This is a genomic window from Paenibacillus sp. EKM206P (genome assembly GCF_011066155.1).
In the GTDB taxonomy this organism is placed as follows: Bacteria; Bacillota; Bacilli; order Paenibacillales; family Paenibacillaceae; genus Paenibacillus; species Paenibacillus polymyxa_D.
In genome coordinates this window covers 540,818-557,048 of sequence record NZ_JAAMNQ010000001.1, presented here as the reverse complement: position 1 = coordinate 557,048, position 16,231 = coordinate 540,818, and the positions used below count along the sequence as shown (strand labels likewise).

At 41.8% G+C, this 16,231-nt stretch carries 14 protein-coding genes; 4 read left to right on the top strand and 10 right to left on the bottom strand.

Features of this window, described 5'->3' with window-relative positions:
* The first annotated feature begins 233 nt into the window (after window positions 1-233).
* The 3 genes from G9G53_RS02680 to G9G53_RS02670 all read left to right on the top strand — a co-directional run bounded on the left by G9G53_RS02680 (window position 234) and on the right by G9G53_RS02670 (window position 2,938).
* The gene (locus tag G9G53_RS02680) at window positions 234-1,472 is read left to right on the top strand and encodes an MFS transporter (protein WP_165145140.1); all 1,239 of its coding nucleotides are present in this window, start codon (window positions 234-236) and stop codon (window positions 1,470-1,472) included.
* Between the two features lie 420 nt (window positions 1,473-1,892).
* Window positions 1,893-2,618: an AzlC family ABC transporter permease gene (locus tag G9G53_RS02675; RefSeq protein WP_165145137.1), complete on the top strand. Its 726-nt coding sequence runs from the start codon at window positions 1,893-1,895 to the stop codon at window positions 2,616-2,618.
* Window positions 2,615-2,938, top strand: coding sequence for an AzlD domain-containing protein (locus G9G53_RS02670; RefSeq protein WP_165145134.1), 324 nt, complete (start codon window positions 2,615-2,617; stop codon window positions 2,936-2,938). Before G9G53_RS02675 ends, G9G53_RS02670 begins: the two co-directional genes overlap by 4 nt.
* A gap of 44 nt (window positions 2,939-2,982) precedes the next feature.
* On the opposite strand, the gene G9G53_RS02665 is transcribed toward G9G53_RS02670, so the two are convergent.
* From G9G53_RS02665 to G9G53_RS02645, 5 genes are all read right to left on the bottom strand, one after another.
* On the bottom strand, window positions 2,983-4,716 hold the full coding sequence (locus G9G53_RS02665) for an ABC transporter ATP-binding protein (RefSeq protein ID WP_238794813.1): 1,734 nt from the start codon (window positions 4,714-4,716) through the stop codon (window positions 2,983-2,985).
* Window positions 4,717-4,870: 154 nt separating this feature from the next.
* Window positions 4,871-8,125, bottom strand: coding sequence for a lantibiotic dehydratase (locus G9G53_RS02660; RefSeq protein ID WP_165145128.1), 3,255 nt, complete (start codon window positions 8,123-8,125; stop codon window positions 4,871-4,873).
* Window positions 8,100-8,777, bottom strand: a complete 678-nt coding sequence (locus tag G9G53_RS02655; RefSeq protein WP_165145125.1) for a winged helix-turn-helix domain-containing protein — start codon at window positions 8,775-8,777, stop codon at window positions 8,100-8,102. The genes G9G53_RS02660 and G9G53_RS02655 overlap by 26 nt, the downstream gene beginning before the upstream one ends.
* A 50-nt stretch (window positions 8,778-8,827) precedes the next feature.
* On the bottom strand, window positions 8,828-10,090 hold the full coding sequence (locus G9G53_RS02650; protein WP_165145122.1) for a lanthionine synthetase C family protein: 1,263 nt from the start codon (window positions 10,088-10,090) through the stop codon (window positions 8,828-8,830).
* Window positions 10,091-10,166: 76 nt separating this feature from the next.
* Window positions 10,167-10,319, bottom strand: a complete 153-nt coding sequence (locus G9G53_RS02645) for an FDLD family class I lanthipeptide (RefSeq protein ID WP_023987834.1) — start codon at window positions 10,317-10,319, stop codon at window positions 10,167-10,169.
* A gap of 197 nt (window positions 10,320-10,516) precedes the next feature.
* Between G9G53_RS02645 and G9G53_RS02640 the strand changes: the two genes are divergently transcribed.
* On the top strand, window positions 10,517-11,878 hold the full coding sequence (locus G9G53_RS02640) for a lanthionine synthetase C family protein (protein WP_165145119.1): 1,362 nt from the start codon (window positions 10,517-10,519) through the stop codon (window positions 11,876-11,878).
* Here G9G53_RS02640 and G9G53_RS02635 read toward each other — a convergent pair whose 3' ends face one another.
* The 5 genes from G9G53_RS02635 to G9G53_RS02615 all read right to left on the bottom strand — a co-directional run bounded on the left by G9G53_RS02635 (window position 11,879) and on the right by G9G53_RS02615 (window position 16,186).
* Window positions 11,879-12,613 (bottom strand): ABC transporter permease, encoded by a 735-nt coding sequence (locus tag G9G53_RS02635; protein WP_165145116.1) that lies wholly within the window; start codon window positions 12,611-12,613, stop codon window positions 11,879-11,881. It abuts the gene before it with no gap.
* 14 nt (window positions 12,614-12,627) lie between these two features.
* On the bottom strand, window positions 12,628-13,335 hold the full coding sequence (locus tag G9G53_RS02630; RefSeq protein ID WP_134903595.1) for an ABC transporter permease: 708 nt from the start codon (window positions 13,333-13,335) through the stop codon (window positions 12,628-12,630).
* Window positions 13,332-14,255 carry an ABC transporter ATP-binding protein gene (locus tag G9G53_RS02625; protein ID WP_165145113.1) on the bottom strand — a complete coding sequence of 308 codons (924 nt, stop codon included), beginning with the start codon at window positions 14,253-14,255 and terminating at the stop codon, window positions 13,332-13,334. Before G9G53_RS02625 ends, G9G53_RS02630 begins: the two co-directional genes overlap by 4 nt.
* A 144-nt stretch (window positions 14,256-14,399) precedes the next feature.
* Complete coding sequence (locus G9G53_RS02620) at window positions 14,400-15,470, bottom strand: sensor histidine kinase (RefSeq protein WP_165145110.1); 1,071 nt, start codon at window positions 15,468-15,470, stop codon at window positions 14,400-14,402.
* Window positions 15,467-16,186, bottom strand: coding sequence for a response regulator transcription factor (locus tag G9G53_RS02615; protein WP_165145107.1), 720 nt, complete (start codon window positions 16,184-16,186; stop codon window positions 15,467-15,469). Before G9G53_RS02615 ends, G9G53_RS02620 begins: the two co-directional genes overlap by 4 nt.
* Between the last annotated feature and the right edge of the window lie 45 nt (window positions 16,187-16,231).

The following is a 16,231-nucleotide window of genomic DNA, read 5'->3' as shown; positions in this document are numbered from 1 at the left end:
ACGGGAAGTAGGCATGCTATAATTTACTGTAATATGGTCAGGTTCCTCGTTAACTTCAACATGCCAATAAAAACATTTGACATTGAATATAAATGTCCTTAAACTTCACTTATTAAAACGTTTTTGAAAACTATTGTAATATCCTGAAGGAGGGCTGCTATCCTATGACTTTTCCGTCCCTGAACACCCAACAGGTGAGAAAACCAACGTTGACTATCTAGGAGGGACTAAATTTGAATTCGCAAACCCGCAAGTCCCGTTACATGTACACGATGCAGCTGGCGACAATTTTTATTGGCTTTATTGTATTTGGCATCTCGGAAAATATTAAAGGCCCTGCTATTCCACGCATTCAATTCGACTTCAATCTGGATGAACAGCAGCTCGGAACATTGTTGTCTCTAAACGCACTTGGTTATTTGATTGCCTGCTCGTTCACCGCCGTTCTTGTCCGTAAGTGGGGAATCAAGGCGGTCAGCATCATTTCCTTTGCTTCCATGATCATCTCGGGAGTGTTCATCTATCTGTCGCACACGTATCCTTTCTTCGCCTCGTCCTACTTCTTGATGTATATTGGGAACGGCATGCTAGAGATTGCGCTCGCCATTTTGGGGGCGAGGATTTTTGTGAAAAATACCGGCACGATGATGAATTTGTCCCACTTTTTCTATGGGCTCAGTTCAACAGTCGCCCCTTTGCTGGCGACGGGAGTCATGTCACTGACGGTATTTGGACATACGCTGGACTGGCGGGGGATGTATCTGGCTATGTTGTCTCTCTGCCTGCTGCCGATTGTGGCCGCGCTGCTCAGCACCTTCCCGGGAGACGATCTGCAGCATGAGGAACGGACCTCACTCAAGACCCTAACCCGCGATCCGGCACTCTGGATGATGGTAATGATCCTGTCGTTTGGGGTAGTCTCTGAGCTCGCAGTTGGGGGCTGGCTAGTCAACTTCTTAGAGAAAGCGTATTCATGGAGTACGGTGAAGGCGTCCAGCATGCTCTCAGCGTTCTTTCTTACCTTCTCGTTGGGGCGCCTGTTGCTTGGTCCGCTCACTGACCGGATGGGGTTTGTGCTTTCGACGATTCTATTCTCCGCCTTCTCAGCGATATGTACGTTCGCAGCAATCGCGGGTGGGGAGAGACTGGCGTTTCTCTTTGCCGTATCGGGTGCAGGCATTGCAATGATCTATCCGACCGTGATGGCGTTCATAGCACGGAGATATCCGAAGGACAGTGATACAGCTATTACGTTCGTCGTCACGCTGATGGGTATAGGTAGTGTCATTGGCAACTATGTGATCGGCTGGGTAATCGAAGGGGTCAAGATAGTCTACGGCGCAACTACTGAGCTTGGCATGTTGCGCGGGCTTCAGGCGGGATATGGAGTTATCGGTCTATGCGCAGCCATCTGCGCGGTCTCGGGAATTATTCTCTACAGATATCTGAAAAAACGGCAGGAGCTTATATAAGTTACCATCTTAGGGTTGTCCCATAAGTCATGAACTGACTGGGACGCCCTTTTTTTACGAACTCCCCATTCAGTCAAAACAGTCCTTGTATGAACACATCCGATTTGAACACCGCTTTTGGATGCTGGCTGCTGCCAAATCGTCTGCAACCGGAACACGAGCGAAGCTTTTTGGTAAATACATAGCCTTCCTTGGGTCATCAATAGTAAATCAAACAGCTTTTTAAGGGCAATTCTCCTGTATTCTACTCTATTAGGCTGTAATTTTTCTGAATAGAAGAGTGTAGCCGAGAGCGGACAATAATACTGTGTGTTCGCTATAGGTGATATTCAATATAACATACAATTGTGTAATATATTGATACTTTACGACTTCCGTTATATACTATTAAAAAATTTATACACTGGGGGTAAGATTAAAATGTCCATAGCTTCGGAGTTGAGCGGAACGAAGCATGATTCACTCAGCTTTTTACAAGGGGTTAAAGATTGCATTCCTACATTGCTTGGTTATGTATGCATTGGGTTCGCGGCAGGGATTGTGGGCGCTTCGTCAGGGGTTAGCACCATGGAAATTGCCCTGATGTCGGCGCTTGTATACGCAGGAGCCTCCCAGTTTATTATGTGCTCAATGCTGGCTGTAGCCAGTCCTCCATCCGTCATTATTTTAACGACATTCATTGTGAATGCCCGCCATCTGCTGCTAAGTGCATCGCTGGCTCCTTACTTTTCTAAATATTCACTATGGAAAAACATAGGTATCGGCGTTCTTTTGACGGATGAATCCTTTGGGGTAGCGTCTGATAAATTGGCTAAAGGCGGACAGGTCAGTGACCGTTGGATGAACGGGCTTAATATTACAGCTTATCTCGCCTGGATTGCATCCTGTGTGGCAGGAGGGATTCTCGGAAACTGGATTTCCCGACCGGAGGCTTTTGGTCTGGATTTTGCCTTGCCTGCGATGTTTCTTGCCCTACTCATTTCCCAGCTCCAAAGTGTCCATACCTCCAAACTCAAGCATCGTCTGCTGCTTGTGCTATGTATGGCTGTTCTGATGTACCTTTTGTCCTGGTGGGTGCCGTCACATATTGCTGTCATTGTAGCGACCATGATCACCGCAACGATTGGAGTGTTAACCGACAAATGAACATTAATCCCCATGTCCTGTATATCATTATCGGTGCCATGATTGTCACGGCGATCCCAAGGATCATTCCCTTTGTCGTGCTGCAAAGGCTGGCGCTACCCAAGCCAGTGCTACAATGGCTTTCCTATATTCCTATTTGTATTTTCACTGCACTCGTGATGGAAAATCTGCTCGTCCGAACCGAGACCTCCGTCACTTTTAATGGGCAAGTGCTTATGGCTGTCTTTCCAACGCTAGTGACCGCCTTGTGGAGCAAAAACCTGCTGGCTACCGTCGTTGTCGGTATTGTGAGTATGGCTGTAGTTCGACTTTTATGGTGAAAATAAAAGTTACCCTCCTACAATAGGAGGGCGTCTGTCCTTTCTTAGGTTCCATCTGTCGTCCTTACTAACGAGGGCGACAAATCTCCTTCCTCAAAACCATGCGCTCGTTGTGAAAGATACGAGGAGGCTTGCAGCCTGAACATTTCTGCATACACTCCGTCTATATCCATTAAGTGTTCATGACTACCTGCTTCTACAATTCTGCCCTCCTCCATTAAAATAATGGTATCCGCCATACGTGCGGAAGACAATCTGTGTGAAATAAACACTCCTATTTTCTCATGAATAAGCTGATCAAACTTTTGAAAAACCTCTTTTTCCGCGTGTGGATCCAAAAAAGAGCTCGGTTCGTCCAAGACATATATATCGGCATTTCTCATAAAAGCCCTGGCTATTGCAATACGTTGCCACTGTCCTCCAGATAGCTGCTGTCCATCTTCAAACCATTTTCCAAGCAAGGTATTCATTTTATCAGGCATGCCGACTATCAAATCTGTAATTCCCGCCTTATCTATAGCTGTCCAAATAGCCTCATCATTTTCTCTGGAAACCACATTCCCAAAGCCTATATTATCTCTAACAGCCATCTCATAATGTACAAAATCCTGAAAAACAACGCCTATTTTTTCTCTAAAACTGTCTTTATCCAATTCATGTATAGAGTGTCCATTAATTAAGATTTCTCCTTCAAAATCGGAATACAGATGAGTTAGTAACTTCACAATCGTTGATTTACCCGATCCATTTCTCCCTACAATGGCCAGCTTCTCTCCTTGATGAAGCTTGAAGCTAACATTAGAAATGGCATTCTCCTCCGTGTTCGGATATCTAAACGATACATTCCGAAATTCAATACTGTGAATAGCGGACAAAGGCAATTGCTGAACTGATTTTTGTATTTTTGCCTCTTCTGGCATATCCAAAAAGTCAAATAGCTGCTTGATATATAAATTATTTTGACACAAGCTTAAAATCCCTTGTACAATGCTCTGCGATGTTGACTGGGTTAACGTGATACCCTGAATTAAGCTCACCAAGTTCCCCACTAAAATTTGACCAACATAAGTGGCTTGTATGGCCATGAAAATAATAAATGCACACGCACCCTGATTTACAATCTGAAATACAAGAGAAGTATAGGATCTACGAACCGCTAGCACTTTATCCTCGCGATAAAACCCTTCGAGTATCGTTTTGTATCTTTTTCGCAGATAGTCTCCCAATTGAAATATTTTCACTTCTTTAAAACTATTATCTCTTGTCACTAAAAACGACAAATACCAGGATTCACGTTGTCTTCCTGCTCTTTGAAAGTGAACATTAAATTCTCTTTGCCCGATACGTAAAAAAGAATAGAATGATAAGCATGGAATGAGAAAAATGAATAAGAACGCCCACCATCTCCATGCGATGAGAATAGCACCCGTCGAGAATAAGGTTACAACACTGCTAATAATGGCAAGAATTTGAGTAAATATTTCAAACGGCCTAAAATCTGCCTCTCCCTGAGCACGTTGGAGCATATTTTGCACATCTGCATCCTCAAACGACTGCAAAGACATCTTTTGTGCTTTTTCAATAATTCTGATATTTACCTGGTTCGATAGCCGGCTTTGAAACATTTTACGAAAAAAGCTTTCGCCAATATTGATCAGATCGTACAGCAAATTGACACCGATCAAGACGCCAAAAGCTATAAAAACAGGTTGAAAGCTGCCCCCTGACGCTCCGGCCACGACACTGTTGATTAATTCTCTCGTGGTTAAAAGGATCACAGCAGGAATTGCACCCTTCAATAAATTCGTAATGAGTATAGCAATCAAAAAGGAAGGATGTGTGTCCCAAAGCAGCCTGAATATACGAGGCCAAAATAAAAAGGTACGAAATATATTTTTATAGGACAAAGAGATCAGGTCATTGGTTTGTCCATTAGACTGTGACATAGCTTACCCCTTTCCTATGCAACAGGTTAGCTACTGTATGCTTAGCTAAAGCCATACATTTTATTTCTCGCTCCCTATTTACACCAAGCAGACGATTCAAATGCATATGAATGATACTGCCTAAAATATCATCAGGAGGATTGGTAAGTTCGTGATTATTTTTAGCCAGGATTATCGCTTGAGCATACTGCTGAATCATAGTCTGTCTTTTTTCTACAAGCGCTAAGAAAGCAACCTGTGTGTTCGTATCTGCTTGTCCAATCCATTCATAATTCGATTCTACAGCGGTAATCAATGTTTTTTTGACATCCCTGAACGCCTTCATATGAGGCTTGCAATCAATTCTCTCTTCTAGCCATTTCACTTGCTCCTGAATCGTTAAACCAAAACCACTCAGATAATGAATAATGTTAATCACAGCCGCAATCTCTATGTCCAGATTGAAAGCATTAGAGCGAATTCCCTTCATATAGGCGATGACCCATTGACTATCCACGTCAAAAACCTGTTCTGCCAGCTCCATAAGTGTCTGTCCTCCATACCTCTCCAATTCAGGATGGTATGTATCTATGACCATATTCGTTATTAGCCCCTCTTCACGTAACTCGGCTGCCCACTGATTTAATTGCGCCAAACCAGCTGCCCATAGCTTATCGGGCTCTCCCTGAAAACGTAAACGGATATGATGTTCAGGATCAACGTATCGCAAAAAGTAAAATTTTCGACTCCAATCCTTAAACCCCGGCTGTTTTAAGAGATGCCCTAGGCTTAAGCCTACCAGGTCAGTCTCTCTTTCCTTGACTCCGTACAATTTAAGGTATAGCCACTCCCCTCCTGGAAATATGCCTCTATGAATGCTGGAAGGAGGATGAGCAATGAAGTTTTGAGAATCCATATGGCTTTGTGAACTAGGGATACTCGGTTTCACCTTTATTTTTTTCTTCTTTAGTGGAAACACAAATTCTCCCATATATCTTCCTGCCGTCCCCTGTACTGGGGTATGGAAGGGATTACCCAAACACTCGGTAAGAAGAAGTTCCTGTCCTTCACGTGTCTTGCTCACCTCATGTAGCAATTCTTTGATATGGAAGAGGTTACATAGGTCTAATAAAAGGCGATTATCCCCCATCGTTAGATAAACATAGCGCGGTACATTCCATTGTTTTCTCCACATATGGAAAAGTTCTTCCCCTTCTTTGGACTCGCATGATTCTGAAATATTCAATGAAGCTTTGCTCAGTTTCCACTGCGCAGCACTAATAATGATCTTTTTATAAACTAGTCTTGGCAAAAAAGGGGACTGCTCTAATGGCCCCCAGTCAAAATAAGACCATGTACCAATCTCTTTATTGGTAATATCCGTTAGAAATCTGAAAATATGTGGTGAAAGCTTGTAATTCAGCATATGTGTTTGCAAGGGGATTATTTCCTTACCCAAACGTCTGGACTTGACATAAAAACGATCATGAGTAGCACCCACCACTAAATCATCAATACAGAGCGTATGGTCCTCATCTTTAGAAGAGGTGGTTCCCGACACAATCTCATATGCCATTAAATTTTTGCTTAATGAGATATTTGATATTTTCCCCTGTTCCGGCATAAAAACCATCTCTGACAATAACGCATCGGGATGAAAGCATCGGTGATGATCATATATTTCAGAGAATTTTTGTACAAACTCCTCACTAAACATATCCAGAAAACGTCCAAAGGTTTTACCCGCTCTATTCGAGCCAGCACTGGCTCCAAGTAAAAGTGAATAGTCTCCAGAATCAACTTTTTCAGGAGAATCAGCAAATATACTGTAATAGATCTCCATTGATTCTGGGGAAGTGTCGTAGTTATCAGAAATCATCAGTTGCTCTAACTGTTCATCTGTAAGGGCGAGTTCTATTTCATGATTAGAAATGACATTCGAAACCCATTGAAAGAGAACAGCGTTGCGTTTAAATGCCTCCATGCCCATTGATTTTTTTTCATTTGAACGATACATTTCCGGTATACCCAGACCCCAATCCTCATCAAACAGTTCATGAATAGGAACCTCCTGATACACACCGTACTTTTCCAAGAAACGATTCAAATATTCAGCCAATTCATCCGTTTTGGGGGATGCATACAATTTGCACATGACTTCAGCCCCTAATGAAACCTCATCAAGCACATGTTTCGGCAGCGTTACTTCTTTATCCAATTTAACATCAACTTGTACAGGTGTTTTTACAGAAATGATATCCAGCATTTTGTCACATAATTTCCGGTAGACCTTCTCTCCTTCTCCAATCGTGCATTGATTATATTGAAGTAACAAAGCATCAATTTCGTGTAAAATGTGAATCCAAGGATCGGAAATGTCCAGATTTTTAATTTTTTCGAATATGTAATGAAAGGGTGAATGATCCATTAACGGAGGTCTAAGCTCGCTCAAAATAAACTCTTGCTCTACTAGTTGCTGCAAATAATCAGCTATGATTTCCAAAGTAGCGTCAGGGAATGCCTTTAATAGTATTTCTTTCAGTTCCATCACCCGAATTGGATGTTCCGCAGCTTCAAACGTCATTCGAACAACGTCAGTAAGCCGAATGGAATTAAAAATTTCTGCCGAATCATCAGCTTCTGCTGCTCCATGCTTAGGTCGGAATGGTAATTTGGCTCGATTTCCTTTGATCATAACCGTTTTGTTTAGGAAAACCTTTAGTTGATTAAATATGGCCGGATCAGCTTCTATTTTTTGAATCAGTTTATATATCCATTCCATGTCGGGTCTAGCTCTCTTCAGATGCTTAGGATAGCTACCAATATCCAGATCGGTAGTCTTCCCGCAAATCCCCTGCCCCACTCCTGAAAATAACCCAAATGGAGTCGTTCGGGTAGTCATCCGAATAAAATAACGATAAAAGCTATTCAGCGTCTTCTCATACTTTTGTAGCTCTCCTTTATCATCCAAAGCATGACCATCATTCAAGTAATGTAAAAACTGCATTAGGGACGGAGAGGCTAATGATATGGCTTCTTGAACAACAGCTTCTTGGGATATCAACTTTAATCGACGAGTTATTTCCTCCAAAGTAAGCTGGCTGTCCACATCTTGATCCGAAAACACCTGAAAATATCGGTCTAGCGATAGTAATGGAGCTCTGATTAGAAAAAAATCACATGCACTAAACCATCTTTCATCCCGATCTCTCACTTCATTATGTAGTTTATGCGCATCAGTGTAATGCAGTTGTCTCTTCACAACTGACCACCTCCAAGTTTTTAGGAAATATATTCAACTTGTAACCGATTCCATGACATGTTACCAGAATTTTTGGATGACTTGGATCATCTTCTATTTTCTCTCTCAATTTTCGGATGTGCACATACACCGTATTAGACGTAGTAAAAGCATCCACTCCCCAGACTCTGTCTATAATGTGATCAATCGTAGAAGCACACTCTTTTGCAGTTAGAAGATACATTAATAATCGGAATTCCATCATAGTCAGCATATGCTCATGCCCTTGCTTCCAAATAACCTTTCCAGCAGGATCAAAAATGACATTGGGTGATAAACTAATAGCCTGCTGTTCTCTTTCCACTCCATATGCAGATGAAGCCATTGAAAACAGTTGTTTGAGGAGATCCAATTGCCGTTGGTCATCACTATGATAGGAAAGAAAGATAAATGGAACCGTGAATTTTTCTTTAATGGTGTGCCAGTAAGACAAGTCCTCTAGCGTTATATGATCCTGATTCAAAGCTACACCGATACACTGCTCATCAATCTCCGGTAGAGCCTGGTAAAGCGAATCATAAAACATGATTCGAATGTTTTCTGGAGTGCTTAAAGTCTCAAAAAAATGCTTAATCTTCCTAAAAGATGATATAACCATAAATTTTTGTTTCATCTAATCCCCCCAAAACCAATGCTTCAGATAAGCAATAAGGTAGAGCGCCCTTAAGAAATTAGAAACAATTCACTCCATCTCCCTGAATATTTAGGATGTTCTTTCCCAATTCCATAGTCCAGCAAACTTAACCCAATCCCTGTTGCTCCTTGCAGTATTCCTACATTATGAACATGAGTTGTCCCCTCCAAATCCCGGTATCCAAATGGGAGCTCTTCGTCGTATAAATTTACTAACTTTAAAGCTATCTGATCGGCAAAGTGTAAGGCTGCTATATTACCGGTTAAGCTATAGAATCTATGAGCCATATGAAGCAAACCGGCCAACCCGTGACAGAAAGTAGGGGATAGCGCGTTTAGTAGCTCATCATCTAAGCAAAATATGGATTCCATAGCTTTTTCCGCTATCTTTTTCCATTCTTCATTACTACACTCAATTCCTGCTCTGAATAATGTCCAAGCTATTCCAAAGGTTCCATGACACCAGCCTTCAATTTCTCTCATCCCTACTTTTTTCTCTCTCTTGTTCATTGAAGACGCTTGAGAGTTTACAGGCCAATACCAGCCATATTGATCCTCCTGAATTTGAATAAGCAAAAAATCAGCTATATGTTTTATAGCCTCATGTAGTCCTTCAACTTTGATCTTTTTTTGTAGGGCAGTGACAAGCAGTGCAAGTATTCCGGTGATACCATGCGCCAAACCTAGATGGATTGAAGCCGAATCTTCCCTTGACGACAAATGTATATATTCAGGTATAAAGTGCGTAATGGTGTCTAATAATTGACGAGACAGATCACACATCGTCTTGTCTTCAGCAACCTCCAGAGTGTATCTGCCCACTCCGAGCAGCCCATTGATGATATCCATTTGCCTACTGAACTCTGTAATTGTGTCAATTACAGGTAAATCCCCCCACTTTACTTCAATATACTTATTAAGCTGAGAGATTAGTTTGTTATAATTAGCTCTGTTATTGGAAGCTAATAATATGCCATAAGCTACTCCTGTTGTTCCATAATAAAGAGAAATACGAGGCAATAATAATAGAGAGTTAGTATCTAAGTACCGTAACTGACTATGCACATGCTCTGCCCAATTTTGATCTGGCTCCAGGTAACCCCATTCGGACAACAGCGCAAACACACCCGGAATTCCATCGGCAAGCGAGCCAGGATTCCAAGGGGGATTTCCACGTGAAGGTGAAAGGTTGTTTGTATGATTAACTATCTTTTCTGTATATGATAGGTCTATTAGCTTTTGTGCTATATACTTACTGATTTCAACTGATCTCCCCTTCAAATCTTCAACCATAAATCCTTCCCTCATTTTCGTAACTGGAAAAGACACGGTTATAGAAACCGTGCCTTTTTTCCATGTATTTTCGTTATTAACACGTTTTGCAGAAGGTAAGACTAACTTGACAATTCAAAGTACCTGTTGCACATGAAGGAGTACAGATAATACCACTGGCTGGTTGAACTCCTTTTGGAGCAACCTCATTTTTAGCTACTTGCAAGTCCAGATCAAATTGATTTTTCATCTTGTTACCTCCTTTTATTTTTTACAATTTTATTATAAGTTATATAATCTTAACTAGACTTTATATAATTCTTACATTTGTCTTAATTTCAACGAGTACATTTAAGATAAACCTTCATTATTTTTTAGTATTTTTAAGGACAACACACTAGATTTTAGTGACAATATAATGAAGAAAAAAATAATGGAGGCTTTCATATGAAAATGGATAGTTTTGTTATACAACAATCCGACCAAGTTCGTGCAAGAGATATTAGTAAAAAAATTGCTTTACGTCTATGCGAGCCCGAATCCGTCTATGCAGCAGTCCATGCGGAACACAATGTTTCGCCAGAAACAAAGTACCACCCATGGGGAGAAACTTCACTTTCGCATGGTTACCCTGGTAACATTCATTTACTATCGCAATGGCGTGCCTCAGACCCTTCGTATGATTGGAATAGAGCCATACATTCAAACATGGCTCAGATCCAATCCTCACTTGCTAAAAATGGTCTTCACGATCTCTCTCTTTACAGTGGCTGGGCAGGCATCGCTTCGTCCGTAAGAGAGGCTTCTAATCATGGAAAATACTACAGTAATTTCTTACAGCAAATACATCAATGGATGATGCCTCTTACAGAGCAATGGCTTCAGTCGAACACAGAACAATTAAGCCTTCACGAAGGTATGCCCATGCAAGCCTTTGACACCATTTCGGGAGCTTCAGGGATTGGAAGATATATTTTGATGAACTCAACCGATCCTATCTGTACTCCTCTTGTTGAGCCAATTCTTCAATTTCTTACCGATCTTACACATCCCATACATATTCACAATCGTTATGTCCCAGGGTGGTACTCCCCGCAAAAGTTTCAATTTTTAGACCGGGATAAACGTAACTATCCTCTGGGCAATTTTAATTGTGGAATGGCACACGGGATTCCTGGACCGTTGGCTTTATTATCTGTAGCTTACAGTGCTGGAATTGAAGTAAAAGGCCAATATCAAGCGATCGAAACCATTACGGAATGGTTGCTTAAGTATAAATATGAAGATACCTACGGCTACTACTGGCCTCATGTCGTTCCATTTGAAGCTGAAACAGGCTCTTTGCAGTTTGATTTGGAACGAGCAAGAGAAGCATGGTGCTACGGTACACCCGGCATCGCCTGTTCCCTATTTCTTGCCGGAAAGGCTCTCCATAACGATAATCTGCAAAAATTGGCTGTGAAAGCTTGTGTCGGTGCAATCTCCTATGAGATAGCTAAGCGGGAAATGGACTCTTCTGCACTCTGTCACGGTCTTGCCGGATTACTTACCATCTCTTGGCGAATGTGGTGTCATAGTAAAGAGCCTGCGTTTCTCCCGCTTATTCAACAGTTAACGAATTGTCTGCTTGATCGCTTTCAAATGGATAGCCCACTTGGATATCTGGACCCCGAGCCAAGGTCAGATGGCTCTTTAACTTGGCTGACAAAAGCGGGCATGCTTGAAGGCGTTGCTGGGATTGCAGCTGCTTTATTAAGTGTTTCTGAGAACAAAGAGATCGGTTGGGATTACATCCTCATGCTATCCTAACTACAACCAGTCCCTATTCACAAACATCTTTCTTCCACCATACAGATAGGCTAAAAACGTAAAAATGACAATCAGTCCGAGACTATAAGGCTCAACTCTGGGTGCATAAGTCGCTGTTTGCGGCATCATAATATAATAAGGAATCGTAAAAGGAAACCACGCACCTATGGAAGAGTGAAAGCCTGTTATGACAATATTAGGAACCACACAACAAATGGACATTCCCAGAGAAGCTCCAAAATTCCGAATTTTTATCGAGAGCATAAGCTGTAGTGCTGCCAGGGGAAAAATCCCAAGCCACCCTCCCAAACCGGTAGAAAGAACGACAGACCAAGGGATTTCTCCTGGAGCACCTACTATATTTCCACTTACAAAATAGCCTACTATAAATATAAGCTGATCCAGACCCAGTATGAGAATGAGCAATATATATTTTGCATAATAAATTTGTTGACGAGGATACGGGCTGCTTAATAAAATCTTCCATCCCCCATCCCGATGCTCATACGCACACAAAAGAGAAGCGATAATTCCACAATAGAGCGGATAAAAAAACATAGAGTGAAATTGCGCTGAATACGTATATAAAGTTAACCAACTGGGCGAAAAAAACTGCTTCAAATCATTCAGTTCCAGGACTCCCATTAAAGAATTTATGACCGCATCCAATATAATGAGAATCCAAACCATGATCCATTGAAGCTTTATTGTCTCCACGCGTAAAATAGAGCCCATGTATCTTTTCCTCTCTATTTGAATTCATGCTTGGTAAACTGTAGTGTACCAAGTCCCGTAAAGATGACTCCCGCACTTAAAGCAACGATTACCCAAATCATGTGTTCCTTCATTAGAGGACTTGATAGGGCAGGGTACGACCAAGGCAATATTTTAATCCACAGAATACTTGTGCGTGCCAAAAACAAGCTTGCAATAGAGCCGAATATACCAAACGCTAATGGGAATGCCTGATTAGTGAAAAGTGTAGACAGCCAAAGTTGAATTGCAAGTACTGGTAGGGTAGCCAAGCTTGCATTAATCGGCTGTAACAGCATGATCCGCCAAGGAATGGGTTCGTTTGTATATAACACCCAGATGAGGCTCATACCTGCTACAGTGATCAAGGCGGTACCCAATTGCAGAATCACGATCCATACGATTTTGGATAAATAGATATGGCTTCTGGGAACAGGCATGGCCATAAGCTGCTTCCATGTTTGAGTATCATGCTCTGTACCGGCCATAATGCTCGCCAAAAGTGTACCGCCAAGCAGCATCACAAACGAAAGGAACATAAACATAACGGCAAAACCAGCATAGACACCTCCTGGTCCTTGCCGAAAGTAAAGATACCATTCCACAGCAGTCATGCCTGTAAGTACACACCCCTGTATAAGAGGAATCCACCAGCATATTTTCTTCAGCTTAAGCCCCTCTGCCTTTATAACCCGGAGTATCATAAGCTTCGCTCCTTACCTGTCAGTTCCAGGAATATCTCCTCCAATGTTTTTTTCTTCTCTGTGACCCGATAAATGGGATGATTGTGTTCCACAAGCACCTTGATCATCTCCGAAGATTGTTGCCGATCTACAATAGGGGTCACGACCTCATTTTGTTCAATCGATTCAGCTCCGGCTGTCCATCCATGCTGAATCAGTGCACCGGCAGCCAGAACAGGATCTGGGGTTTCAATGAATAATTGAGGCTTGCTTTTGGCGGTGAGTTCCTTCATCGTTCCCTGGAAAATCATTTCACCCTGATTAATAATTCCTACATAGGTTGCAATCTGCTCAATTTCGCTTAATAAATGACTCGAAACCAGTACCGTCATTTCGTAAGCGCCAGGAAGGCTCATAATTAACTCCCGAATTTCCTGAATACCAGATGGGTCCAAACCATTCGTCGGTTCATCAAGTATCAATAATTTGGGATTCGCAATAAGCGCCATAGCAATCCCCAGTCTTTGTCGCATCCCCAAGGAATATCCCTTTACCGGACGATACGCATCCTTGCTTAATCTCACTAAATCCAGCACTTCATGAATTCTTCGGGTCGGCAGTCCACGCATCGTTGTAACGATTTCCAAATTTCGATATGCGGATAAATGGGCATAATAGGCAGGTGATTCAACCAAGGAACCCACATCCTTCAATATTTCCATACGCTGATTCTTCAGCTTTTTCCCGAAAATCTCAATTTCTCCGGATGTGGATTTAATCAGCCCAAGTAGCATACGAATCGTGGTTGTTTTACCTGCCCCATTAGGTCCTAAAAATCCATAAATTTGCTGACCAGGTACCTGAAGATTTATTCGTTTTACAAATTCCCGCTTTCCAAAACGCCTAGTTAGCTGCTGTGTATGTATTACATATGCAGACATTTCCTGATCTCCTCTCGATTTCTAATGCTGAAGTTTAAGTTATATACAGTTTACTGTAGTAAAGTTAACATCAGGTAAACAGTCCCTAAACAGCAGGCAAAAAAACCGAGCAAACAGCAAAATGTGGGGTTAGATGTTAAAAAGTTAGATGTTTAGCGGCAGTGAAATCTCCATCCTTGTGCCCGCTTTACTGCCTGGAAGGATATGAAGCGTTCCGTTGTGCACTTCAATAAAGCTTTTAGCAATAGGTATTCCATGCCCTTGGGAGTGAGATGCCTGTATGAACTCATTGGAATTCATTCCTATTCCGTCATCTTCGATAGAAATATGAAGCTTATCGTTCGCTTTGTTTACTTCCATGGAAACGTGTGTACCTGGAGGATTATGAATGATTGCGTTAATCAAAAAATTCTGCAGCGCTCTGCCTAATAATTTACTATCGAAGGGCATAATACATGCCGCGTCCATTGACGTAAAAGAAAATTCGTATTGCTCGGCTGAAGGATGGTTAGCGATATCTATGACTGTACTACGGAGAAACTCCACAATGTCCTCCTTCTCCAATTGGATTGGCAATGGACCTTCCTTAAGCTGCATAGAAGCATTCAAATCCTGAATCAACTGCTTCATTTCCGTCACTTTCTCACTGATACCCATACTAAAGCTTCTTCTTTCTTCATCAGACCAGTCATACTCTTGAGCAGTTAGCATAGCCGCATATCCTTCAATATAAGATAATGGTGTTTTGAGATCATGGCTTACACCTGCTACCCACTGCTGTTTTCGTTTCTCTAATTCCACTCTCTCTTCCTCATTGCTGCGCAATTGAGCCGATAAGATGTTCATTTGTTCAAAAACTTCTTTATACAATTGATACGGAGGTTTATAACTATTTTTCTGATTTTTTTTGCCCTCCGGCAGTTCCAGTTCACTTAGCGGCGCTTGGAATTCCCCTGTCGCAATATTTCCAATCCATTTGATTACATACACCAAAGGTTTGCCTATATACCATCCGTAAGCAACTATGAACACAACACTCTGCACGATACCAAGTCCTGCCCAGAAGAGATCAATATTTATATTTTGAGATGCTCCAAATATACTTTTTATAAAAATATATAAGATCGTGCAAATAACAAAACATAGGACATAGGCCAGTACAAAGCACAACGTTACTTTCATAAAACGAAAGGACATCTTAACCAGAGAGTTCATCCTTGCTCCTCCATCTTGACTGACATCATTTTATAACCAAGCCCTCTTACATTGATTAAAAATTGCGGGTGCTTGGGATCAGGTTCTATTTTTTTCCGCAAACGGGAAATATGAATCACTACAGTCTTCTCATCACCCAAGAAGGCCTCGCTCCATATCGCCTCGTAAAGCTGCCGTACACTGAAAATACGGTTAGGGTGCTTGCACAAAAATACCAGCAGCAGCCATTCACGTGCCGGACACTCGACCTGCTTGTCCTCCACATACAACACACCGGATTCCAGTTCCAATCGAAAATATCCAAAATCTAAACTGCGTAAGGTCGGTTTCATGACCACTGTCGAAACTTTCCGATATTTCATTCGAGCCTTCATACGGGCAACGACTTCCAGCGGGTTAAACGGTTTGGTAATATAGTCATCTCCTCCGATACCGAACCCCATTAATTTGTCTAGGTCTGTATCTCTTGCCGTCAAAAAAAGAATAGGGGCATCGGTATATAGTCGCATTTGACGACATATCTCAAACCCATCGTTATCAGGCAGCATGACATCAAGTACAATCACATCTATATGAGATTCCATCACGACTTGCAGCGCTTGCCGCCCCGTTGCAGCATGCCTGACTTGAAGGAACCCTTCTTTTTTTAACACCGTTGTCAGCATATCCCGCAACCCCTGCTCATCGTCTACTATAAGTACTGCAATTTCTTCCATAACCCAAGGTTCTCCATTCTTTTTTTACATTTTTTACTTTCATTA